The organism is Xanthomonas sp. NCPPB 2586 (assembly GCF_041475775.2).
GTDB lineage: Bacteria > Pseudomonadota > Gammaproteobacteria > Xanthomonadales > Xanthomonadaceae > Xanthomonas > Xanthomonas campestris.
The window spans coordinates 2,493,641-2,515,977 of sequence record NZ_CM192981.1 but is presented as its reverse complement, the minus strand read 5'-3'; the positions used below and the strand labels follow the sequence as shown (position 1 = coordinate 2,515,977).

18 protein-coding genes and 2 pseudogenes are annotated in these 22,337 nt (G+C 61.3%); 10 read left to right on the top strand and 10 right to left on the bottom strand.

What is annotated here, in order from left to right:
- Window positions 1-120: 120 nt before the first annotated feature.
- The 3 genes and pseudogenes from ACCQ09_RS10815 to ACCQ09_RS10805 form a co-directional block, all read left to right on the top strand.
- A pseudogene (locus ACCQ09_RS10815) lies at window positions 121-1,077 on the top strand (tyrosine-type recombinase/integrase); the annotation flags it as partial.
- Window positions 1,078-1,097: 20 nt separating this feature from the next.
- Complete coding sequence (locus ACCQ09_RS10810; protein ID WP_040942478.1) at window positions 1,098-4,058, top strand: Tn3 family transposase; 2,961 nt, start codon at window positions 1,098-1,100, stop codon at window positions 4,056-4,058.
- 94 nt (window positions 4,059-4,152) lie between these two features.
- Window positions 4,153-4,491: pseudogene (locus ACCQ09_RS10805) on the top strand (hypothetical protein); the annotation flags it as partial.
- Between the two features lie 623 nt (window positions 4,492-5,114).
- Here ACCQ09_RS10805 and ACCQ09_RS10800 read toward each other — a convergent pair.
- A protein-coding gene (locus ACCQ09_RS10800) for an IS3-like element ISXca1 family transposase (RefSeq protein WP_087942920.1) occupies window positions 5,115-6,247 on the bottom strand; the annotation gives its coding sequence in 2 pieces (ribosomal slippage) (window positions 5,115-5,992 and window positions 5,992-6,247; 1,134 coding nt in all).
- A gap of 134 nt (window positions 6,248-6,381) precedes the next feature.
- The gene (gene avrBs3 / locus ACCQ09_RS10795; RefSeq protein ID WP_506183168.1) at window positions 6,382-9,774 is read right to left on the bottom strand and encodes a type III secretion system effector avirulence protein AvrBs3; all 3,393 of its coding nucleotides are present in this window, start codon (window positions 9,772-9,774) and stop codon (window positions 6,382-6,384) included.
- Between the two features lie 153 nt (window positions 9,775-9,927).
- Here avrBs3 and ACCQ09_RS10790 point away from each other — a divergent pair, with 153 nt between their 5' ends.
- The gene (locus ACCQ09_RS10790; protein WP_372386279.1) at window positions 9,928-11,040 is read left to right on the top strand and encodes an NYN domain-containing protein; all 1,113 of its coding nucleotides are present in this window, start codon (window positions 9,928-9,930) and stop codon (window positions 11,038-11,040) included.
- Between the two features lie 33 nt (window positions 11,041-11,073).
- Here the strand turns inward: ACCQ09_RS10790 and xopG are convergent, their stop codons facing one another.
- Window positions 11,074-11,715 (bottom strand): XopG/HopH/AvrPtoH family type III secretion system effector, encoded by a 642-nt coding sequence (gene xopG / locus ACCQ09_RS10785; protein WP_078567137.1) that lies wholly within the window; start codon window positions 11,713-11,715, stop codon window positions 11,074-11,076.
- Between the two features lie 630 nt (window positions 11,716-12,345).
- Between xopG and ACCQ09_RS10780 the strand changes: the two genes are divergently transcribed.
- The 4 genes from ACCQ09_RS10780 to ACCQ09_RS10765 all read left to right on the top strand — a co-directional run bounded on the left by ACCQ09_RS10780 (window position 12,346) and on the right by ACCQ09_RS10765 (window position 14,379).
- On the top strand, window positions 12,346-12,465 hold the full coding sequence (locus ACCQ09_RS10780; protein ID WP_228428472.1) for a DUF4236 domain-containing protein: 120 nt from the start codon (window positions 12,346-12,348) through the stop codon (window positions 12,463-12,465).
- A 44-nt stretch (window positions 12,466-12,509) separates the two neighbouring features.
- A protein-coding gene (locus ACCQ09_RS10775; protein WP_108133912.1) for an IS3 family transposase occupies window positions 12,510-13,567 on the top strand; the annotation gives its coding sequence in 2 pieces (ribosomal slippage) (window positions 12,510-12,768 and window positions 12,768-13,567; 1,059 coding nt in all).
- 75 nt (window positions 13,568-13,642) lie between these two features.
- Complete coding sequence (locus ACCQ09_RS10770) at window positions 13,643-13,792, top strand: hypothetical protein (protein ID WP_016850978.1); 150 nt, start codon at window positions 13,643-13,645, stop codon at window positions 13,790-13,792.
- 47 nt (window positions 13,793-13,839) lie between these two features.
- Window positions 13,840-14,379: a plasmid pRiA4b ORF-3 family protein gene (locus ACCQ09_RS10765; protein ID WP_040942431.1), complete on the top strand. Its 540-nt coding sequence runs from the start codon at window positions 13,840-13,842 to the stop codon at window positions 14,377-14,379.
- Window positions 14,380-14,536: 157 nt separating this feature from the next.
- Here ACCQ09_RS10765 and ACCQ09_RS10760 read toward each other — a convergent pair whose 3' ends face one another.
- Both ACCQ09_RS10760 and ACCQ09_RS10755 read right to left on the bottom strand, forming a co-directional pair.
- Window positions 14,537-14,821: a hypothetical protein gene (locus tag ACCQ09_RS10760; protein WP_016850980.1), complete on the bottom strand. Its 285-nt coding sequence runs from the start codon at window positions 14,819-14,821 to the stop codon at window positions 14,537-14,539.
- Between the two features lie 274 nt (window positions 14,822-15,095).
- A protein-coding gene (locus ACCQ09_RS10755; protein WP_087942069.1) for an IS3-like element IS476 family transposase occupies window positions 15,096-16,228 on the bottom strand; the annotation gives its coding sequence in 2 pieces (ribosomal slippage) (window positions 15,096-15,973 and window positions 15,973-16,228; 1,134 coding nt in all).
- 190 nt (window positions 16,229-16,418) lie between these two features.
- Between ACCQ09_RS10755 and ACCQ09_RS10750 the strand changes: the two genes are divergently transcribed.
- Window positions 16,419-17,318, top strand: a complete 900-nt coding sequence (locus tag ACCQ09_RS10750; RefSeq protein WP_372386278.1) for an NYN domain-containing protein — start codon at window positions 16,419-16,421, stop codon at window positions 17,316-17,318.
- Between the two features lie 566 nt (window positions 17,319-17,884).
- Entirely contained in the window at window positions 17,885-19,387 is a 1,503-nt protein-coding gene (locus ACCQ09_RS10745; RefSeq protein WP_228428483.1) for a type III effector, read from the top strand.
- A gap of 217 nt (window positions 19,388-19,604) precedes the next feature.
- On the opposite strand, the gene ACCQ09_RS10740 is transcribed toward ACCQ09_RS10745, so the two are convergent.
- From ACCQ09_RS10740 to ACCQ09_RS10720, 5 genes are all read right to left on the bottom strand, one after another.
- Window positions 19,605-20,267, bottom strand: a complete 663-nt coding sequence (locus ACCQ09_RS10740) for a recombinase family protein (RefSeq protein WP_228428484.1) — start codon at window positions 20,265-20,267, stop codon at window positions 19,605-19,607.
- A 376-nt stretch (window positions 20,268-20,643) separates the two neighbouring features.
- Window positions 20,644-21,150, bottom strand: coding sequence for a hypothetical protein (locus tag ACCQ09_RS10735; protein WP_237384627.1), 507 nt, complete (start codon window positions 21,148-21,150; stop codon window positions 20,644-20,646).
- An 11-nt stretch (window positions 21,151-21,161) separates the two neighbouring features.
- The gene (locus ACCQ09_RS10730) at window positions 21,162-21,317 is read right to left on the bottom strand and encodes a hypothetical protein (RefSeq protein WP_003491194.1); all 156 of its coding nucleotides are present in this window, start codon (window positions 21,315-21,317) and stop codon (window positions 21,162-21,164) included.
- A 229-nt stretch (window positions 21,318-21,546) separates the two neighbouring features.
- Window positions 21,547-21,936 carry a hypothetical protein gene (locus ACCQ09_RS10725; protein WP_039510235.1) on the bottom strand — a complete coding sequence of 130 codons (390 nt, stop codon included), beginning with the start codon at window positions 21,934-21,936 and terminating at the stop codon, window positions 21,547-21,549.
- A gap of 1 nt (window position 21,937) precedes the next feature.
- Window positions 21,938-22,294, bottom strand: a complete 357-nt coding sequence (locus ACCQ09_RS10720; RefSeq protein WP_039510233.1) for an H-NS histone family protein — start codon at window positions 22,292-22,294, stop codon at window positions 21,938-21,940.
- Window positions 22,295-22,337 lie beyond the last annotated feature (43 nt).

The following is a 22,337-nucleotide window of genomic DNA, read 5'->3' as shown; positions in this document are numbered from 1 at the left end:
CGTCGATAGGCGTTGAGCTCACGCGGGATAATCTAGAATTATCCCGCCTGATACCGGTTTTTCGGCTAAGCTCGCACGCGGGCCGTTACACCCCGGCCCATCGGGCGACTGGAGGAGCCGATGATCAGCGTTGCGCAATACCTGGAAGCCGCCACCCGACCCAACACCGAACGCGCTTACGCCGCGGCGACCCGCCATTTCGAGATCGAGTGGGGTGGTCATCTGCCGACGACCGCAGAGCAGGTGGCGCGCTACTTGGCCGCCTACGCCGGGCAACTCGCGCTCAACACACTCAGGCACCGGCTCGCAGCACTGGCCCAGTGGCACCAGGCGCACGGTTTCGCCGACCCCACGCGGGCGCCCGTCGTACGCAAGGTGCTCAAGGGCATCCAAACGGTGCATCCGAGTCAGGAAAAGCGAGCCACGCCACTGCAGCTCACGCAGTTAGGTCAGGTCGTGGATTGGCTCGATGGCGCCGCAACTGCGGCCGGAACGCGTGACGATGCGGCCGGTCGGCTCCGGCACATGCGCGATCGCGCCTTTGTACTGCTGGGCTTTTGGCGCGGCTTCCGCGGCGACGAACTGGTTCGCCTCCAGGTTCAGGATTTGGAGTTGGTGGCCGGCGAAGGCATGACCTGCTTCCTGCCGCACAGCAAGAGCGATCGCCAGCACGCCGGCACCACCTACAAGGTCCCGGCGCTGTCGCGCTGGTGCCCGGTTGCCGCCACCATGGCCTGGGTCGCGGCAGCCGCCCTCCACGAGGGGCCACTGTTTCGCGCGGTCAACCAGTGGGGTGGGATTGCCGCCGCGCCGCTCCACCCTAACAGCCTGGTGCGCCTGCTACGGCGGATCTTCCGCGAGGCCGGGCTGAGCTCTCCCAACGACTACAGCGGCCACTCGCTGCGCCGCGGCTTCGCCGGCTGGGCCAACGCCAACGGCTGGGACGTCAAGGCGCTGATGGAGTACGTCGGCTGGCGAGACGTGCAGTCGGCGATGCGCTACATCGACGGGGCCGATCCGTTCGCCCGCCAGCGCATCGAAGCCAGTCTGCCGGAAGCGCCTGCGCTGCCAAGGCCTGCAACGACCTGAGGGGCTGGATGGCGTCGATCGAACGGACCGCATACCCGCAATTCAAGCGCAACCCGGTCGTCCGCGAACTGGTTGCGGCCTACACGCCAACCGACGCTGAGGTGGCCTTCGTTGCCGAGTACACCCGGCAGCCTGCGCACCGCCTGACGCTGACGATCCTGCTCAAGACCTTCCAACGGCTGGGGTACTTCCCCATGCTGGACGAAGTCCCGCCGGCGGTGATGCGCCATATCCGCAGCGCGCTGAAACTGCGCGTGCAGGTCAAGCCAGCGAATCTTGCCAACGCCTCGCGCTATCGCTACTACCGCCGGATCCGTCAATTCCTGCAGGTCCGGGCCTACAGCGACGGCGGGCTGAAGATTGCGGCACGCGCGGTATACGAAGCCGCTGCGGTGATGGATAACCCGGCGGACCTGATCAACGTGGCCATCGAACAGCTCGTGCGTGATCGCGTCGAGCTGCCGGCGTTCTCCACACTGGATCGCCTGACCCGGCGCATCCGCACGCTGGTCAACGGGCGCTATTTCGCTCAGATCGAGGCTCGACTGACCATCGATGAAAAACAGCGCCTGGAAGGCCTCCTGCAGGTCGAACAGGGGCGTCAGAAGAGCCCGCTGCACGCGATCAAGCGCCTACCCAAGCGCTCTTCGCTACAGCATTTCCAGGAGTTGATCGACCATATCGCCGAACTGGACGAATTGGTCGGCAGCGAGTTGCACCTGGCGGGCATCCCGGAGGTCAAGCTCAAGCACTTCGCTGCCGAGGCGCGGGCATTGGATGCTTCCGAGCTGCGCAAGTTTCGGCCCGCCAGGCGCTACGCCGTACTGGTGTGCTTGATCCACCGGGCCCGGGTCCAGACGCGCGACGATCTCGCGGAAATGTTCATCAAGCGCATGGGGAACATCCACAACCGGGGCCGAGAGGAACTGGAGCGGCTGAGGGCGCGCTATCGCGAGAAGACCGAAACGATCGTGGCGACGATGTCGGATGTGGTCCGCGTCCTCGACCATCATCGCGGCGACACCGAGGCGGGGCGTGAAATCCGCCGCCTGGTCAACGCCCATGGTGGCGTGCAGACGTTGCAGGCCGACTGCAACGCCATTGCGGCGCATAGTGGCGACAATCACTTGCCGCTGCTGTGGCCGTTCTACAAAAGTCACCGCTCCACCATCCTGCGGATGGTGCGTAGGCTGGACTTGGCCTCGACCACGGAGGACCGCTCGCTGATCGACGCGATCGAGCTGATCCTGACGCAGGAACGAACCCGCAGCGATTGGTTGGACGAAGCGGTCGATCTGGCGTTCACCACCCAGCTTTGGCGCAAGACCATCGTCCATCGCACCGAACGAGGCGAGGAGCGCATCCACCGGCGTCTGTTCGAGGTTTGTGTGTTCTCATCGCTGGCCAACGAACTGAAATCGGGCGACGTGGCTGTGCGCGGATCGGAAACCTACGCCGACTACCGCGAACAGTTGCTGCCGTGGGAGCAGTGCGAGCCTCTGTTGGAGGATTACTGCAAGCACGTGGTGCTGCCGGCCACGGCCGTGGGCTTCGTCAATGCCTTGCAATCGCGCCTGACGCAAGTCGCCGAGCTGACCGATCAGGGCTATCTGGAGAACGGCCAAGTGGTCATCGGCGAGGATGGCATTCCGGTACTCAAGCGCAGCAAGGCCAAGGAGATGAGCTGCGGGGCCCGTGCCCTGGAAACCGCCGTCCTCGACCGCATGCCCGAACGCAGCGTCATCGAGATCCTGTGCGATGTGGCCCACTGGACGCGCTGGCCCCGGCACTTCGGTCCTCTGTCCGGCTCGGACGCCAAGATCGAGCAACCGACCGAGCGCTACGTCCTCACCGCCTTCACCTATGGTTGCAACCTCGGACCGGCCCAGGCTGCCCGACACCTGCGTGGCGCCGTCTCGGCACACATGCTGTCGTTCGTCAACCGCCGGCATGTGGATGCCAACAAACTGGCGGCGGCCTGTCGGGACATCATCAACAGCTACGCCGGCCTGCAGCTCCCCAAATGCTGGGGCGATGGCAAGAGCGCAGCCGCCGACGGCACCAAGTACGACCTCTACGACCAGAATCTGCTCGCCTCGTACCACATCCGCTATGGCGGCTACGGCGGCATCGCCTACCACCACGTGTCCGATACGTACGTCGCGCTGTTCAGCCACTTCATTCCGTGCGGTGTCTGGGAGGCGGTCTACATCATCGATGGCCTGCTGAAGAACACCTCCGACATCCAGCCTGACACCGTCCACGCCGACACGCAGGGGCAGTCGCTGCCGGTGTTCGGCCTTTCGCATCTGCTGGGCATCCAGCTGATGCCGCGCATCCGCAACTGGCGCGAATACAAGTTCTTCCGCCCCGATGAGGACATTCGTTACGAACACATCGATGCGCTGTTCCGGGACACTGTTGACTGGGATCTGATCGAGACCCACTGGAAAGACCTGATGCAGGTCGTGCTCTCGATCAAGACCGGCAAGATCGCGGCCTCGACGCTGATGCGCAAGCTGGGCAACTACAGCCGCAAGAACCGGCTGTACCAGGCCTTCAAGGCGCTCGGTTCAGCCCTGCGCACCTTGTTCCTGCTGCAGTACATCTCCAACCGCGAGTTGCGCGAACAGATCACCGCCTCGACCAACAAGGTGGAGGCCTACAACGGCTTCGCAAAGTATTTCTTCTTCGGCGGGGAAGGGGTGATTGCCGACAACGACCCCGTCGAGCAGGAGAAAGCCGTCAAGTACAACGACCTGGTTTCCAATGCCGTCATCTTCTACAACGTGGTCGAACAGACCCGGATCATGAAGTCTCTGATGCGGCAGGGGTGGAAGATCACACGGGAGGACGTGGCTTTCCTCAGCCCGTACGTGACCAGCCATGTGAAGCGCTTCGGGGATTACCTGATTGATGTGGAGGCAGTCCCCGAGCCGTATGAGACTGAACTGGCATTGGTCGTGTAGTTTTGTTGCGTCAAAATATCCGCTAACTCACTGATGCAATGGATGAAATCCAATCTTGTGAGCTATTTTTACACGTATGTCGGCTCAACCCCATACCCGGCTGGAGCGGGAACTGACGCAGACACGCCAGCGGGCCGACGCCCAGCAGCGCGAGCGCGACGCGCTGCGCCTGGCGGCCGCCGAGCACCAAGGCCTGCAGGCGCGCTGGACCAAAGATGTCCAAGCGCTGGAAGGCGTGCGCGCCGAATTGGCTGCGGCGCGGACCGATCTGATCGAAGAGCGCCAGCGCCGGGAACATGCCGAGGCGGACACCTTGCGGGCCACGGTACGTCTGAGCACGTTGGAACAACTCCTGGCGCAGCTGCGGCCAGCGCACTCCGTTGGCGAACTCGAAAACGCCATCGCAGCCGGTGCAATGCCCGCAGGCAAATGATCAGCCGCTTGGCGAAGGCTCGGGAATCCTCCGCGTCAGTGCCTTCGTCGTCCCAGCCAGGATTTCGGTAAGGCGAAGCGAATCGGAAAGCTCCCCCCCCCAAACTTGCTCCTACAGTCACTGCAGGAGATCGACATGGGTCTATGCAATTGAAAGCCGAGCGTGGCAGGGCCACCTGCGCGTTATACAACCCGCACTAGATAATACGGCCAACTCCCTAATCTCGCATTTTGGATATTTATATGTGGAACAATCAGAATTGGATGTACAATATAGATGCATATAATCAGGCGCGAGCTGCACAGCAAGAGGATACTAGTAATTCGCCAAGGTATTCAGAAGTAACTGAATTTACGGAGGATCACGCGACTTCATATGGGCAAGCCGGCTCATTGTCTCCAGAACTCGCCGCATTATCTCGGCAGCCCAGTCCTCCCAGCGCGGCAAACTCATCTAGAACATCAAGATCCCGGCTAGGTAGCTTATTTGGCCGCACTTCTGGTTCACGCGAATTTAGAAGTTCAAGTGAAACGCCTAATCGGCTTCCTGGACCTTCTACTTCTCTAGATTGGGAGGAGCAGTCGTTAGTCGGTGTGACCTGCCCCCACCGGCCATACCAGTGATTACTGATAAAGCCCGGGGTTGAAGGGTACTGCGTTGTTGCCGGTTTGTGCTCGGTGGTTGGAGGCAAACTGCGCTGGCGGGATGCGACCACAGCTGCTGTGCGGACGTACCTCGTTGAAGTCACGCCGCCAATCGGCGATGACCTCGCGAGCCTGGATCAGCGACGTGAACCAGTGTTCGTTGAGACATTCGTCGCGGAACTTGCCGTTGAAGCTCTCGATGTAGCCGTTCTGCATGGGTTTGCCGGGTTCGATCAGGATGTGTTCGATGCCACGCTGCTGTGCCCAAGTGATGAAGGCGCGGCTGGTGAACTCCGGGCCGTTGTCCGTGCGCACCGCGCGGGGATAGCCGCGGAAGCAGGCGATCTGCTCCAGCACACGCACCACGTAAGCCCCGCTGATGCCATGGTCCACCGCGATGTCCACGCATTCATGGGTGAAGTCGTCGGCGACGGTCAGGCATTTGATGCGGCGGCCACTGGCCAACTGATCAAAGACGAAGTCCATGCTGATTACCTCGTTGGGATGCCGCGCTGGCCGTAACGGCTGCCGCTGTGCCGCCGGGAACTTGGCCTTCTTGCGCCGGCGCACGCTCAGCTTCGCCTCGCGGTACAGACGGTAGATCTTCTTATGGTTCACCTGCGGAAACTCCGGGCGCAGCAGGTCGTGCAGGCGGCGATAGCCGAAGCGGCGACGCGCCTGCGCCAGTTCCACCAGTCTGGCCGACAGGGTTTGCGTCGCCGGCGTGGGTGTCGGCGCGTGGCGGAAAGCATCGCGGGAGATCCCCGCAAGGCGACAAGCCCGGCGCTCGCTGATCGACGTCAGCTCGCACATGCGCCGGATTGCCTCGCGCTTGCGTTGCGGGGCTAGCGTTTTACCCCGAACCCGACCTTCAGCGCCTCGATGTCCAGGTGCGCCTCGGCCAGCAACCGCTTCAGGCGGTTGTTCTCCTGCTCCAGCTCCTTCAGGCGCTTCGCGTCTTCGGCCTCCATGCCGCCGTACTTGGCCCGCCACTGGTAGAAGCTGGCCGGGCTGAAACCGTGCTGGCGGCACAGCTCAGCCACCGCCATCCCGGCATCCGCCTGCTTGATGAATCCGATGATCTGCTCGGTGGTGAAACGACTCTTCTTCATGTCCGTCCTCGTGGTTGACGGACTTTACAGCTTCACGTGGTACGGCTCAGCGGGGGCAGGTCAGGCTAACTCGCTGTCAGTAAAGGTTACTTACACCAATCCCTGCCGACGCTCAGGTAGTCACCGACTGAGCCTCACTGAGGCAATAGCTCCATCAACCATGCGAGCTCCTCTTCGTTGAATGCCGGGAAATCATCCGCTGCCCCTGCGAAGGGGTCCTCATCTTGTTCCCGCATCACGGTGCTGGACGCTGCCAGGTCGGCAGCCGTGGGCGTACCAGGATCCGGGAGGCCGCCCCCGATACTGGTACGCGGGCGTTTTACCCTCCAACTGAGGGGCAAATGCAGCGCATCGCGCTGTTCGGGAACGCGCACCTCGAACGATTGCTGTGCGGAGGGACCGGTGACAGCACGATCCGATCGGGACCGTTTACGGCTGCTTGCCCGCGTCTGATCTCCCTCGTGCATTGGGCTAGGCGCATCAAGGTCACGCTCCAGCGAATCGGCGAATGCATGCAAAGACGCCTGATCCGGCGTTTGAGTTGAAGTAGGGGACGGTTTGGCCCTTTTCATCCCTGATGCCTGGAGGATACGGTCCCAACGCTGCGAGGCTGGGGGGAGCGTTCCACTGCGGGCTTCGAGTTCGGTGACGCCCACTCTGCGAAAGAGCTGTAACAACCCGTGCCTGCTCATCCCGAACTGCGTCATGGCGTCATCAAATGCTTGCGCTGGGTGGGAGTGGCACTGGAAAAAACCCAGCACGCGAACCACTTGCGCGTGGTCGGCAACGCGATGGGATGTGCGTTCGGGAATACGGCGATTGGTTCTTTTGATCAAGGCCGGCGCGTGCGGCAATCCCTTTTTCACTGCATCCAGCGCAGGACGTCCGCCGAGGCAGGCCAAGGCGACGAGGTGGTCGTTGGTCAACGCGGCCAACGCCGGATCAGGGCGAGATAACTGGGCAACAATGCTCTCCAGCGCCGGCCTGCCGCCGCCATTGCTGGCGATGGCCACCACCTGCTGCGGGGTCAGGCCATGGGCCTGGCACAGCACCGGCAACAGCCGCTGCACCGTCTCCAGCGCCTGCTTGCCACCAATATTGCTGGCGATGGCCACCACCTGCTCCGGGGTCAGGCCATGGGCCTGGCACAGCACCGGCAACAGCGCCTGCACCGTCTCCAGCGCCTGCTTGCCACCAATATTGCTGGCGATGGCCACCACCTGCTCCGGGGTCAGGCCATGGGCCTGGCACAGCACCGGCAACAGCGCCTGCACCGTCTCCAGCGCCTGCTTGCCACCAATATTGCTGGCGATGGCCACCACCTGCTCCGGGGTCAGGCCATGGGCCTGGCACAGCACCGGCAACAGCCGCTGCACCGTCTCCAGCGCCTGCTTGCCGCCATCGTGGCTGGCGATGGCCACCACCTGCTGCGGGGTCAGGCCATGGGCCTGGCACAGCACCGGCAACAGCCGCTGCACCGTCTCCAGCGCCTGCTTGCCGCCATCGTGGCTGGCGATGGCCACCACCTGCTCCGGGGTCAGGCCATGGGCCTGGCACAGCACCGGCAACAGCGCCTGCACCGTCTCCAGCGCCTGCTTGCCGCCATCGTGGCTGGCGATGGCCACCACCTGCTGCGGGGTCAGGCCATGGGCCTGGCACAGCACCGGCAACAGCCGCTGCACCGTCTCCAGCGCCTGCTTGCCGCCATCGTGGCTGGCGATGGCCACCACCTGCTCCGGGGTCAGGCCATGGGCCTGGCACAGCACCGGCAACAGCCGCTGCACCGTCTCCAGCGCCTGCTTGCCACCAATATTGCTGGCGATGGCCACCACCTGCTCCGGGGTCAGGCCATGGGCCTGGCACAGCACCGGCAACAGCGCCTGCACCGTCTCCAGCGCCTGCTTGCCACCAATATTGCTGGCGATGGCCACCACCTGCTCCGGGGTCAGGCCATGGGCCTGGCACAGCACCGGCAACAGCCGCTGCACCGTCTCCAGCGCCTGCTTGCCACCAATATTGCTGGCGATGGCCACCACCTGCTCCGGGGTCAGGCCATGGGCCTGGCACAGCACCGGCAACAGCGCCTGCACCGTCTCCAGCGCCTGCTTGCCACCGCCATTGCTGGCGATGGCCACCACCTGCTGCGGGGTCAGGCCATGGGCCTGGCACAGCACCGGCAACAGCGCCTGCACCGTCTCCAGCGCCTGCTTGCCACCAATATTGCTGGCGATGGCCACCACCTGCTCCGGGGTCAGGCCATGGGCCTGGCACAGCACCGGCAACAGCCGCTGCACCGTCTCCAGCGCCTGCTTGCCACCGCCATTGCTGGCGATGGCCACCACCTGCTGCGGGGTCAGGCCATGGGCCTGGCACAGCACCGGCAACAGCGCCTGCACCGTCTCCAGCGCCTGCTTGCCACCAATATTGCTGGCGATGGCCACCACCTGCTCCGGGGTCAGGCCATGGGCCTGGCACAGCACCGGCAACAGCCGCTGCACCGTCTCCAGCGCCTGCTTGCCACCGCCATTGCTGGCGATGGCCACCACCTGCTGCGGGGTCAGGCCATGGGCCTGGCACAGCACCGGCAACAGCGCCTGCACCGTCTCCAGCGCCTGCTTGCCACCAATATTGCTGGCGATGGCCACCACCTGCTCCGGGGTCAGGTTCAGGGGGGCACCCGTCAGTGCATTGCGCCATGCATGCACTGCCTCCACTGCGGTCACGCCGCCACGTTTTGCAATCTTGAGAAGTTGGCCTGTGTCCAACTGTAACGGTGGACCTCTCAACTCTCCCGCCACCGTGAGCAAGGCCTCCAGAGCGCGTGCGCCGGACCACTGTTTGCCGACGCCAACGATCGCTTCGTGTGTCGCCTCTGGCAACGCTGCGATCATGTCCTGATACTTGACAGCGACGGTCCCTAACGCTGCCGGGTGTTGGCTGAGCGCAACGATGTGCGCGTGTGTAAACCCATGGCCGACCAGTGCCTCGTGGTGCTGCGCCACTGTCGAACGAACCTTCGGTTTGATCTTCTCCTGTTGCTGCTGGCTGTAGCCGAGCGTGCGTAGATCCACCTGCGCGGCCGGCGAAGCGTCGGAGGGTTGCGCAGCACGTCGTCGCGGCGCCGGCTTGGCGCGCGGCGGCCGCGCGGCAGTGACAGCCACGCGCATGGTGGGTGGGGGGGCGTCGGCTGCCCGCAGACCCGATTGCACCTCATCCCACTCGCCTGTGGCAGCCTCTGTATGGTGAGCGCCGAAGGGAGGCAATGAATCAAAAAGCGATGTATTAAAAAGTGACGGATCGAACTGACGTAACAGGTCACTGAAGCTGTCCGCCGAGAACGCAGGTGAGGGGGCAGGGGGAGATGGCAGCCGGGTCCGGGACATCGTCCGCCGAGCGGGCAAGCCATCCAGGGGGCCGCCGGCAGGCGGAGACACCCCACGATCTGCAGTCGGCTGAACCCCATCGGGTTGGGGTCCGGACAGAAGCTCGCGGGCAGGACTTGGTGTGCGCGAACGAATGGGATCCATCAGGCATACCTCTTTACATGGTCGCCTCCAGACTAGCGGTCTGTGGTTCCTACATAGCTTCCGAGGCCGCATGGCAGTACACAACTTCGGGTGATCCTGGCAACCCTCGACGACCAGGGTGAGGCGCAGACATGAAGGCGATCACGGACCCGCATGGAGGATCGGCAGAAGGTTGTGAAAAATTTCTGTGCTGACAGCGAGTTAGCTCACTTTTGGCTGTTTTTTACACCAATCCCTGCCGACCCTCGAAATGGGCGATGTCATGATCGAGGCATCAAACATGGATGTTTGATAGTCGATCATTGGGAGCTGCGCTGCAAGCCCTATCGCGGCGAGGCCGCCAGCGCACATAACGCGAGATTCCACGCACTGGCGCGGTGCCTCCATGGCCCAGCAGGGCGGTCGGGCGGTCGCATGACGGGGTTTATGCATTCTTGCATCGCCCGGGCGCATCCGTTAGGCTTGCCTCACCACTCCTCCCTTGTCGCCCCATTCAATTGGGTAACGGCTTGGGACGAAAAAACCGCCGCAAGGCGGTTTTTTCATGTCTGCAGGAAGCTCCGTGTGACCATCGCCAAAGTCACCGCCGTCTATATCGATGGCTACAACCTGTACTACGGGCGCATCCGTGGGACCGCATTCAAGTGGCTTGATGTTGTTGCCCTGTTCGATCGCCTTCTGCATGACCAAGACCCGACCACCGATCTGCTGCACGTCCGCTATTTCACAGCACCGGCGCTGGGTCGGTTTGCGACCCACAAGCAGGCTTCGGAAACGCAAGCGACGTATCTGCGCGCGTTAGCACACACCCATCCGCAACGATTCACCACGACATTGGGCAAACACAGCTGGGACAAGGCGGGAACCCTGCTGCCTGAGTTTGTCAGCGGCCAACCGTATGATCGGGCGCGCCGGGTGCGGGTCTGGAAGCTCGAAGAGAAACAGACCGATGTGAACCTGGCGTTGGCCATGTATCGCGATGCGGCATCTGCGCGCTATCAGCAGTTGGTTGTGTGCTCCAACGATAGCGATATCGAGCCGGTCCTTGCGGCGATCCGCGAGGACTTCCCGACCATCGCGCTAGGCGTGGTCACGCCACGCAAGCCGCCGGTCGAGGGTGAATCGGACAGAAGAGTCAGTGTCTCGCTGTCGAGCCGTGCTGACTGGACCCGGCAATACATTTTGGATGGTGAGCTGGCTGCAGCTCAGCTTCCCGAGCGCGTTCGTAAGCCTGGCAAGCCCATCGACAAGCCGGGGCATTGGTGAAGGTGTCGCGGTAAGCTTGACCGATATGCAGCCTCACCTGCCGTGAGGCTTATATTTTTTGCGGATCGGTAGCCCATGCTCCTGCCTGATCGAGTTTTCGCTCGGTTGCCTGGTCTTTCGATATTCGTATTTCCCGACGCCGACGGCCCTGAGTTCCTCTTTACCGGCTTCGGATGTTTCGTCGTAGCGATCTCCACCCTTGTAGGCTTTCGACGTGCCTGCCAATAGATGCTGAGCATGGATAAGCTCGTGTGCAAGAACTACAAACGACTCCTCAGGATTGGAGCCAAGACGAAGAGGGGAGCCGTTTGAGTTCAGTTCGATATTACTATGCGGGCTCCATTCTATGATGGCGTTGCATCCCTTTCCTTTTCTTGCTCGTTCCTTGGCGAGCGCTAGGTTATCGGCGAAAGTCTCTGGATCATATTTTTCGACCTCGCTTGCGCTGAGGACAGCTCTGGTGTTGGGCTGCGCTTCAGCGCCTATCTCTGCTATGGTCACTTTTCTATTCTTGCGAGCGCTAATAGTGCTCAGGCCTTGAAGAAGGGCGCTGCCCGAGCTGCCTGCCGCAATCTTCTCAAGCGCTGACTCAACCTGAGTCTTGTATGGCTCTTCCCGGGCGCTTGTCTGAGTGGAAATATAGATTCCTGGAAAGTTTGTTTGACCGATTGGCATGTCGAGTATGTGTCGTTGAAGTGTTTATGGACTGACACCCGAATGGTAATTGCGAGCAGGCAAGCACATTGCCGTTATGTGAAATTCTGTCATCAATGGCGAATGGATGATCCAACTCGGACTCCGTTGAAAGTGGCCTCATCCCTATCGCGTTGGGGTTCGTCGAGCCTGCGCGGTCGTCAAGCAGAGCCGGTCGGCGTTTTACTACCAGCCTCGGGCGCGGGCGGGACATTGGTGAGGGTGAAGCGCGAGGCTTGACCGCTATCATGCTTGCCCCTGCCTTGCCGATCACCGTTCATGCGTTCAACCCCTCGTACAACGACAACCGCGCTCCCCGAGACCGTGGGCGCACGTCTTCTGACGGAGCGAAAGCGCCTTGGCCTTACGCAAACCGAAATGGCCGAGCGCTGTTCTGTCACTCGGTGGGCGCAGCTGAATTTCGAAAAGGACACCAATCTACCGGGTGGCGGGTATCTCATCGCTGCGCACCACATTGGCGTAGATATCCTCTATGTCCTGACGGGGACACCGCCATCGTATAAACGCTGATCGGCGCGCTGCTGGCCAACGTCACCGGCAACTCGGCATAGGGATGGATGACATGGGGCTTGAGTTCAGGCATCGTTTGAGGTGTTTCCAGGTGTTAGGCTGAACCTGTCCGGTAGCTGCATCACCGCCAGCTTCGGAGTAGACGGCGCGACAGTCAATGTCGGGGCTCAAGGGGTCCGACGTCCCCCCAATTTTGAGTAGCCCCTCAGTTTGGAGTCCAATTCCCTACCCCAAGGAGATTGGACGTGAAGAAGCGTTTTTCCGAAGAGCAGATCATCGGCTTTTTGCGCGAAGCCGAAGCGGGCATAGCGATCAAGGACCTATGTCGGCGGCATGGCTTCAGTGAGGCCTCGTACTATCTGTGGCGCAGCAAGTTTGGCGGCATGAGCGTGCCCGACGCCAAGCGGCTCAAGGACCTTGAGGCCGAGAACGCGCGGCTAAAGAAGTTGCTGGCCGAGCAGTTGTTCGAGAACGACCTGATCAAGGATGCGTTGCGAAAAAAGTGGTGAGCGCACCGGCGCGTCGTGCGTTGGCAGTGATCGGTATGAGCGCCAGTGCGCTGCGCTATTGCCCGTGCCAAGACCGCAATGGCGAACTGCGCGAGCGCATTCTTGCGTTGGCGCATCGCCATCGCCGCTACGGCGTGGGGATGATCTATCTCAAGCTGCGACAGGAAGGACGCCTGGTGAACTACAAGCGCGTGGAGCGGTTGTATCGCGAGCAGCAGCTACAAGTGCGGCGGCGCAAGCGCAAGAAGGTACCGGTTGGCGAGCGTCAGCCGCTGCTGCGGCCAGCGCAGGCCAACCAGGTGTGGTCGATGGACTTCGTGTTCGACCGCACCGCCCAAGGTCGGGTGATCAAGTGTCTGGTGATTGTGGACGACGCAACCCACGAAGCGGTCGCCATCGACGTGGAGCGCGCAATCTCCGGGCACGGGGTTGCGCGCGTGCTGGATCGGTTGGCACACAGTCGCGGCCTGCCGCAGGTGATCCGCACCGACAACGGCAAGGAGTTTTGCGGTAAGGCAATGGTCGTCTGGGCACATGCCCGTGGTGTGCAACTACGGCTCATCCAGCCGGGAAAACCAAACCAGAACGCCTACGTCGAATCGTTCAACGGCCGGCTGCGCGACGAATGCCTCAACGAACACTGGTTCCCAATGCTGCTGCATGCACGCACCGAGATCGAACGCTGGCGACGCGAATACAACGAGGACCGACCCAAGAAAGCAATTGGCGGCATGACGCCGCCCGCTTATGCCCAACATCTGGCAAACACCGATATCATCAGCACCGGACTCTAAACCCGGCCGCTACTCAGGGCGGGGGGGACGTCGATCCTCCCCGGCCTTCAGGCCGGGGAGGATGTCAACGCGTCAGTGGAACGCATTTTCAGCGGCCGCACGCCACTGCTGGATAAGTTGGCCCACTCGCTGCTACGCGCGCAGACCGATAGCGAGTTCGACGCCCTGCAAGGTGCAGCCGGGCAGCCCGACGCCGCCGACCACGATCCTGAGGACGCCCCATGAACGCATCACGCTTGACCAGTATGCCCCGTTCGATTGCGAGCAGTTCGGTGAGCAGCTCACTACCTGTCTGGAGGCTCAAAATCCAGTTGCTTGGCATCTCCCCCACAGTGTGGCGTCGGCTCGATACCTACGCTGATGTCGCATTGGCGCAGCTGCACTACTTCATCCAAGGGGCGATGGGCTGGGAACTGATGCACCTGTACTCGTACGGGCATGGCAATGGCAGCGAGATTTCCAGTAAACGTCGCTTGTGCGATGTGTCTGGCATTGGAGAGACACTGATCTACACCTACGACTTTGGCGATGACTGGCAACACCGAGTGACCGTCGAAAAGCTAATGGAAACACCATCAGGAAGTTATCCGCACTTGATTACCGGCAAAAACGCCTGTCCGCCGGAGGATTGTGGCGGACCATGGGGCTATGCGGAGATGCTCAGGGTACTTGCTGGCCGCAGCAGTGCCCGCCGACGCGAACTCACGGAGTGGTTAGGGGGCCGATTCGACCCCAGCGCGTTCGACATTAGTGAAGCCAGAGAACGTCTTGCTGAGTACGCCAAGCTGTCCATGCGGAAAGCTCAACGTTGAACGCCAACTGCGCTGCGCTGGCGGCGCGGTGGACGGGTCACACAGACCTCATTCCTGGGGCGGTTCAGCCTGATCGCGTGGACGTGCCCAGAAAGAAAGCCCAGCGCATCGGCTGAGCCGTTGGTGGCGAGACCAGGTCGCAGACCTTGCAAGGCGATCAACTGAAACGTCTGTTGCGGATCTCCTGGCGCTCCTCTGCGGTCAGATCATCAATGTGGATGTAGTGGACGCCTAGACCGCGCGGTGCGCTCAGAAGCTGTGATTCGTTCTCGTCCTGGCTATTGTCGGGCGAAGAGATCAGGCCAACGATCGTTCCATGCGGGGCCACCCGCCATAGCGCCACGCGCTGGAAGACGCGTGGCTCATCGGCCCCGGCAGCTTGTGGATAAGTGGCGTACCAACCATCGGCAGGCAGGTAGCGATAAGAACCGTAGTCGTTCATAGCGTCTCTGGGCGATGCGGGATGACGCTCTGATTGTCGGTATGCGCCGGTAGGCGGGATGCGGGAGTTTCTGATTGGGCGCTATAGCTACGCACCGTCTCATCTGTGCTTCTCTGCTGCGATAAGGGTTTCGCGCACTACGCTCAGTGCGCCGGATGGGCTGCGAGAGCTAACAGCTGGCGACCGAGGTCTGGACAGGTTCGTTTCAGGACTGTCGTCAAGGAGTAAGGGATGGAGACAGCCATTGACCTGCCCCCATCGTCCGTACCAGTGATTACTGATAAAGCCCGGGGTTGAAGGGTACTGCGTTGTTGGCTTGTTGTGTACGGTAGTTGGCGGCGAACTGTGCCGGCGGGATGCGACCACAACTGCTGTGCGGCCTGATCTGGTTGTAGTGGCGTCGCCAGTCTGCGATCACGTCCCGGGCTTGTGCCAACGAGGTGAACCAGTGCTCGTTGAGGCACTCGTCGCGGAACTTGCCGTTGAAGCTTTCGATGTAGGCGTTCTGCGTGGGGGCACCCGGCTCGATCAGGATGTGCTCAATGCCATGTTGCTGCGTCCAGGCAATGAAGGCGCGACTGGTGAACTCGGGGCCATTGTCGGTGCGGACCGCGCGTGGATAGCCACGGAAACACGCCGCCTGATCGAGCAGGCGCACTACGTAAGCCCCGCTGATGCCGTGATCCACGGCAATGTCCACGCTCTCGCGAGTGAAGTCGTCGACCACGGTCAGGCACTTGATGCGGCGTGCGTTGGCCAGCGCATCGAACACGAAGTCCATGCTCCAGGTGTCGTTCGGCATGGAGGACGCCAGCAGTTTCTGCCGCTCACCCACCGGACGCTTGGCCTTGCGCCGTTTGCGCACCTTCAGCTCGGCTTCCTCGTACAGGCGATAAATCTTTTTGTGATTCACGGATGGAAACTCCGGGCGCAACAAATCATGCAGTCGGCGATAGCCGAAGCGGCGGTGGGTCTGGGCCAGCTCGACCAGCCGCGCCGACAGCGCCTGCGTGGCTGGCGTCGGCACGGGTGCGTGGCGGAAAGCATCGCGGGACAGCCCCGCAAGGCGGCAAGCCCGGCGCTCGCTCAACGGGGTGTGTTCGAGCATTCGTCGGATTGCCTCGCGCTTGCGTTGCGGGGCTAGCGTTTTACCCCGAAGCCAACCTTCAGCGCTTCGATGTCCAGGTGCGCCTCGGCCAGCAACTTCTTCAATCGAGTGTTCTGGACCTCCAGTTCTTTCAGCCGCTTGGCCTCGTCGGCCTCCATTCCCCCGTACTTGGCCCGCCACTGATAAAAGCTGGCCGGGCTGAAACCATGCCGACGGCACAACTCTGCCACGGCCATGCCCGCGTCGGCCTGTTTGATAAACCCGATGATCTGCTCGGTGCTGAATCTGCTCTTCTTCATGTCCGTCCTCTTGGGTTCACGGACTTTATAGCTTCAGCTGGTACGGCTCAGTGGGGGCAGGTCAATAGCAGTCTCAGTGTGTGCCCATGCTGATGCTTCTGCTCTGTTGTTGGTGGCCACCTGCTGATGGCCACAGAGTCACGCGGCCGTTTCCACGGCCAGCGCAACACGCTGCCCGGCCTTGTGGGGAATGGGTCTATCCGTCCCCCAGACGCCTGGGAAGGGCTGGGGCATAGCTTGTCAGGGGGGCAATTGCTATTGCATCGCCCGGGCGATGCCGTTACAGTCTTGTCACCACTCCTCCCTTGTCGCCCCATTCAGTTGGGCAACGGCTTGGGACGAAAAAACCGCCGAAAGGCGGTTTTTTCATGCCCGCAGGAAGCTCCGTGTGACCATCGCCAAAGCGACTGCCGTCTACATCGATGGCTACAACTTGTACTACGGTCGCATCCGTGGGACCGCATTCAAGTGGCTTGATGCGGTCGCACTGTTCGATCGCCTCCTGCATGATCAGGACCCGACCACCGAGCTGCTGCACGTCCGGTATTTCACCGCGCCGGCGCTGGGTCGCTTTGCGACCCATAAGCAGGCCTCGGAAACGCAAGCGGCGTATCTGCGCGCATTGGCACACACCCACCCGCAACGATTCACCACGACATTAGGCAAGCACAGCTGGGACAAAGCGGGAACCCTGCTGCCGGAGTTTGTCAGCGGCCAGCCGTATGATCGGACGCGCCGGGTTCGGGTCTGGAAGCTCGAAGAGAAACAGACCGACGTGAACCTGGCGCTGACCATGTATCGCGATGCTGCCTCAGCACGCTATCAGCAGCTGGTTGTGTGTTCTAACGATAGCGATATCGAGCCGGTCCTTGCAGCGATCCGCGAGGATTTCCCAACCATCGTGCTAGGCGTCGTCACGCCACGCAGGCCGCCGGTCGATGGTGAATCGGACAGAAGAGTCAGCGTCTCGCTGTCGAGCCGTGCTGACTGGACCCGGCAATACATCTTGGATAGTGAGCTGGCTGCAGCACAGCTTCCCGAGCGCGTTCGTAAACCTGGCAAACCAATCGATAAGCCAGAGCATTGGTGAGGGTGTCGCGCGAGGCTGACCTCTATCATGCTTGCCCCGCGCATTGACCAATCATCGTTCAGTTTTCAGCTGCGTCCGATCACTGGGCAGAATTTCGCCAGTGCACAAAGTTTTTCGTTTGGCGAAAGCAGGTTTACGCTTTTCGTGAGAAATTGCCAGCCCTCACTCTCAACGGGAGTTATTATATGGGATGCTTCAACGTCACAGGTGCCAGTGGGAAGGCGAGCGAATATGTTGTCGAGCAACACGCCGGTCGAACCACGAATGAGCAAGCGACGCAAGAGCAGGCGGCTCATCGTGAGACACAGGGTGTATTGCAAGGATTGAAAAGGCAAAGCTCAGTTAGGAGTAATTCCGATACCGAAAATGATGTGCAGTTTGCCGTGTCGCAAGTGCGAGCGGGTGGGCGCTTCCGTCCAGGTCCGCTACCTGAACAGAAGGAACTGATCGCGCCCAAGCCCGGTAATGAATAGGTTGCGATCAAAAGGCCAGCAGGGGCTTGCTGCTTTCTTGCCGAAACCCAGCGCCCTTCATGCACCACACCCCGCCAATCATTTCATAGCGCAATGAAAATTGAAAAGAATGCTCTAACTGAATCAGCATCCACCGCGTCGAGGGGACTTGAGGAGGAGCATGAGGCGAAACCTGGCGCATCGAGCGAAAAACGTTCCGAACGGGACGCGCTCACTCGATCGGGTGTGCTTGATGGACTGCAAAAGGCTCCCGTGCGCGTTGCTTCCAGTAGCTCCCGGTCCCGCACTGCAGGTCACGCCTCGGCGGCTGGAGCGGATGGGACTTTGCAAAAACAAGCGGACCTTTACGCGGAGAAAAAAAGAGTTAAGTGGATCAATGCGACCGGTGTCGCCAGTCGGGTGAGTCATAAGATTCAAGCCATGCTGGGGATGCGAGATGCCCAGTCTCGCGCGCAGGCTTTCGTTGAGTTCATGGCTGAGGGTAAAGGCAAGTCAGACGCTACAGCGCTCGATCTTGGCGATGGTTGGACGAGGGTTACGCGCGTTGTCAATGGAAAAACGGCTTTGATCGACATCCAGTGCGACAGCGATGGGCAGGTTGTAGATGCAAGGTATCCCGGAAAAATCCCTTCCCTCCCTGAGGGAAAGGAGCGGGAGGCATACAACACCGTGCTTCATGAGATGCAGCTTAGAGCGCCTGACAGGCTATCCCCAGTTCCCGTTTACTACGTGAACAGAAATACGCGTGGATATCTCATCCCTACACATGGATACGTAGTTGCCGGCAATCCCAACCGAGGGCGCAAAAGCGGCGCGATACTCTACGGAGTGGGAGGTGATCCCAAACGGGGGGCTGTTGTTTTAGACGAAAAGCTCCTTGGACACTTGATAGGTAAAGATTACTCGAAAAATCCGCACAAATTATCTGCAGAGGTCCGGGCGGCTCTTTTAGCTCTTGCCGGAACTTCATTTGCTACTCGTGAAGAATTTTACGAAGCTTACAGTCTGGCTAGGGGTGGTGAGGCTGGTCCATTAGCGTTGCATGACGAGATCACTGCCATCTACCGCCTTTTGCCTTTGTCAACAATGGAAATGTGGCCAAAGAAAGCCGGTGATTACAGAGTGGAAAGGCCTCCAGCGCCGGAACGCGATCTGCGTGCCTTCGAACACCTGCCGAAAGATTTCCGCAGAAAAGTACGGCTAAAAAAAATATCAGATGTCGACAGTGTCGATTTATTAGAAGCCAGACAGCAGTTCACGCTTCATCAGCTGTATCAGGATGAGCTGTTAGGGCGCAATGGAACAGGAGTTCCGTTGCGAAACCCGGAAGTCAAAGTGGATGTTGCGCGCCGTAATCGCGTGCTGGCTGCCACGCCGCGATTTCAGAGACTGCCGCCGCACAAAACCGACAAGGTCGGGAATTGCAATACCGGTGCATCATCCCTCCTTCAACGCGCTGTTGATAGATATGCAGATAAAAACAACTTGCCTTCCAAGAAAGTCTCTGCTGCAAGTTTTTTTGGTATCGGGTCAACCCATCGCCTTGCAATTTGGGATCCCTTGGGAATGGACGCCAAAAAGGGGATTACACCCTGAGCATGTGTCCATAACCCCACGGCCCGCCACAATGATTGGCGCTGGGTTGAATGCATAGCGAAGACCTGAGTTTGATTCCACATTACAGCACTCGAAAGGCCGCCCGCACGGTTGCTAACTCGCCCTGCTATCACTCAAGGGTCAAATCCGCTACTGGTGAGTTCCCAGCGGCCCCGGAGCCATCTCCAACTGAAGACCTGCCTTACTTCACGGCGCTCTACTCCCGGTAATCATTTCCGTGACCTTGCGCGCAGTGAGCGGCCCACACACGCTTGACGGTAGTGACGCTCGCGCCTGCCAGGCGCGCAGTGCTGGCGATGGTTTCCCCACGACTGCGCAAAGCGACGATACGAGCATGTACGGTAGGATCGGCCGGGCGGCCACGGTACTTGTGTCTGGCCTTCGCCAGCTCAATACCCTGACGCTGACGCTCGCGGCGGTCTTCATAGTCGTCGCGAGCGATCTGCAGGGCGATGCGCAGAAACATGTCCTGCATAGATTCAAGCACGACCTTTGCCACGCCTTTCGCCTCGGCCGCCACTTCGGAGAAATCGACGACGCCAGGAACGGCGAGGCGCGCCCCCTTCACGCGGATAGATGCTACCAAGCGCTCGGCTTCGACCAGTGGCAAGCGGCTGATCCGATCGATCTTCTCTGCAATGACCACTTCGCCCGATTGCAGATCCTCGATCATGCGCAGCAACTCAGGGCGATCGGCGCGCGCGCCAGAAGCCTTCTCACGATAGACGCCGGCGACGTAGAAGCCGGCGGCCTTGGCCTCTTGGACGATTGCGGCTTGTCGCGTGAGATCCTGGCCATCAGTGCTGACGCGCTGGTAAATCCGAGCAACCTTGAAGGGTTCTGCAGGAGCGCGCGCCATCAAATGTGACTCGCCAAATCGGCTGGGGTGGGAATCCCGTTGAACATGGTGGCCTCCTGCATGGCCTTTTTGGGTATACCTAAACGTACCATCAATTTTACGGGTGGCCCAATATTTCTTTGTGGACTTAAACGGACCACATAAAATGGGCCAGCCTAAATGGACCATTCACGGCGCGATCAAAAGCGGGCGGGTTTGCAGAGGAGGGGAGGGCGGCTCCCTGTCGTCGGCGGGAGCGTTGTCCTCGGCCCTGAAGCCCCGCGTCTGCGGGTGAGGCGTTCTCCGTAGGGGGGTTCCCCCCTACACCCCGGATCGGGCACCTGGTCGTCGGCAGCGCCGGCGGCGACGGCCTGCACGTGGGCAGTGCCGGCGCAATTTATGCTTCAGTCAAAGGCTTGAGCGGTGCGGCCAGCGCTTGGCACACCTGGGAAAGCGGTGCTGCCAGGGGCAGGGCAGGGGGCGCGAAAACGCGGACGCGATCGCCGTCGATGACCAGCGAAAAAGGAATCGACTCGCCTAGTAGCGGTGAGGCAATCGGGATCTTCGGTGGATCCATGAAAAGTGCGGTGCGCAGCAGCGCGCCGTGCTTGTCGCGGTAATCGGCCAGGCCGCGGATCCTAGAGCCGATGCACGCGGCGAACGGACAATCCGGCGCTTGCGCCTCCAACGCGAAGCGGGCCAGGCCAGCGGCGTGCAGCTGCACGCCGTAGCGCCCAGTGGCGCATTCGGATAGCGCGGGATGCTCGATGAAGGTTGCCAGGTAGGCGACCGTCTCGACGGTCGCCACGTCTGCCGTCTGGCCGGCGCTGCCGGCGCTGCCGGCGTTGTTGTGGGCGACCAGACCGGCGATGGCCAGTAGGATCCCGCCTGCGGGAATCAGCACGCAGGCGGCCTTCAAGGGATCAGCGCGAACCGGGCGCGCTCGATCTTCTCTGCCGGCATGCCGGCGTCCGTCAAGACGCGCACGGCCACGTCGCTGGCCAGCTGGTAGGCGGCACGCTCTGCCTGTTGTTTCTGGCCGCCCTCACTGGCCAGCAGCGCCAGGCGCATGATCCTGCTTCGGCTGCTCCTGGATCCGCTCTTAGATTTCCTCGCGGTGCACGGGCTCGCTATGCGGGCCGTGATCCCGGTCGCCGATGTAGAGGCTTCCCCATCGCAGCGCGTCAGAATCAGCATGATTTCGCTCCTTGAAGGGCCTCCGCCGCCGGGGCAGGGTGGCGGAAGCCTGGTGGTAATGGGCCAACACTCAATTCCCCGGCGTTCATGCGCCGGGGTCTTTTTATGCAGCTTTGCGTTGTGCCGCCCGCAGCTGGCGGACCTTCTCAAAGCTGTAGGCGTTCAACGTTCTTGCGCCTTTCAACGCAGCCTCGCCGCAATGCCACAAGGTGACGGAGCCGAGAAACGCGACCACGGTGAGGCGGATCATCGGCCAGTTAGTCGGGGACGAAAGCCAGTAACAGGCCACCGCGCCGACGATGCCGACGCCGCCCAGCAGGATTAGCAGGATCCGCGCTGGCCAGAGCAGCGGCGAGAGGATCGCCGCCACGGCTGCTGCGGCGGCGCCGACCAGCCACCAGGCCCAGCAGCCCTTCTCGCCCGCGCCCTGGCGCGGCTTGGCGGGACCAGGGCGGCGGGGACGGGGGCGCTGGAAGGGAATGACCTTGCCCATTTCACTTGATCTTCAAATCGTCCAGGCTGTGGCCTTCGCCAGCCAGGTATTCGGAAACCCAGTTGGGTTTCCGGCCCTTGCCGGTCCAGGTGAATTTCGACTTGCTGGGGTGCCGGTACATCGCCCGCGACCGCGCCGGCCCACGTGCCGGCAGCTGAAACAGGACGGTCAAGTCGGCGACCGAGAAGCCGGCTGCTTCCAGGACTGCAATCACCTGGCCCTTGACCACTTGCCGCTCCCGCTCCTTAGCATTGGCCTTTTGCTTGTCAATTTCCTGCTGTAACAGCGTGAGTTGCGACACGGACAAGGCCGTGAGGTCGAGATTCGCGGGCAGTACGTCGGGCTGGTCTTTTGCCATTGAAGGCTCCTTGGCGGGCAGGCCTGAACCGTCAGACCTAAAT

Excerpts from the sequence above, each read along its gene's own strand:
- xopG (WP_078567137.1), bottom strand. The coding sequence starts at position 11,715 with ATGCCAATCGGTCAAACAAACTTTCCAGGAATCTATATTTCCACTCAG.
- ACCQ09_RS10750 (WP_372386278.1), top strand. The coding sequence starts at position 16,419 with ATGGGTCTATCCGTCCCCCAGACGCCTGGGAAGGGCTGGGGCATAGCT.
- ACCQ09_RS10760 (WP_016850980.1), bottom strand. The coding sequence starts at position 14,821 with ATGAACGACTACGGTTCTTATCGCTACCTGCCTGCCGATGGTTGGTAC.
- ACCQ09_RS10740 (WP_228428484.1), bottom strand. The coding sequence starts at position 20,267 with ATGGCGCGCGCTCCTGCAGAACCCTTCAAGGTTGCTCGGATTTACCAG.
- avrBs3 (WP_506183168.1), bottom strand. The coding sequence starts at position 9,774 with ATGGATCCCATTCGTTCGCGCACACCAAGTCCTGCCCGCGAGCTTCTG.
- ACCQ09_RS10790 (WP_372386279.1), top strand. The coding sequence starts at position 9,928 with ATGGAGGATCGGCAGAAGGTTGTGAAAAATTTCTGTGCTGACAGCGAG.
- ACCQ09_RS10720 (WP_039510233.1), bottom strand. The coding sequence starts at position 22,294 with ATGGCAAAAGACCAGCCCGACGTACTGCCCGCGAATCTCGACCTCACG.
- ACCQ09_RS10810 (WP_040942478.1), top strand. The coding sequence starts at position 1,098 with ATGGCGTCGATCGAACGGACCGCATACCCGCAATTCAAGCGCAACCCG.
- ACCQ09_RS10730 (WP_003491194.1), bottom strand. The coding sequence starts at position 21,317 with ATGCGCCTGGCGCTGCTGGCCAGTGAGGGCGGCCAGAAACAACAGGCA.
- ACCQ09_RS10745 (WP_228428483.1), top strand. The coding sequence starts at position 17,885 with ATGAAAATTGAAAAGAATGCTCTAACTGAATCAGCATCCACCGCGTCG.
- ACCQ09_RS10725 (WP_039510235.1), bottom strand. The coding sequence starts at position 21,936 with ATGGGCAAGGTCATTCCCTTCCAGCGCCCCCGTCCCCGCCGCCCTGGT.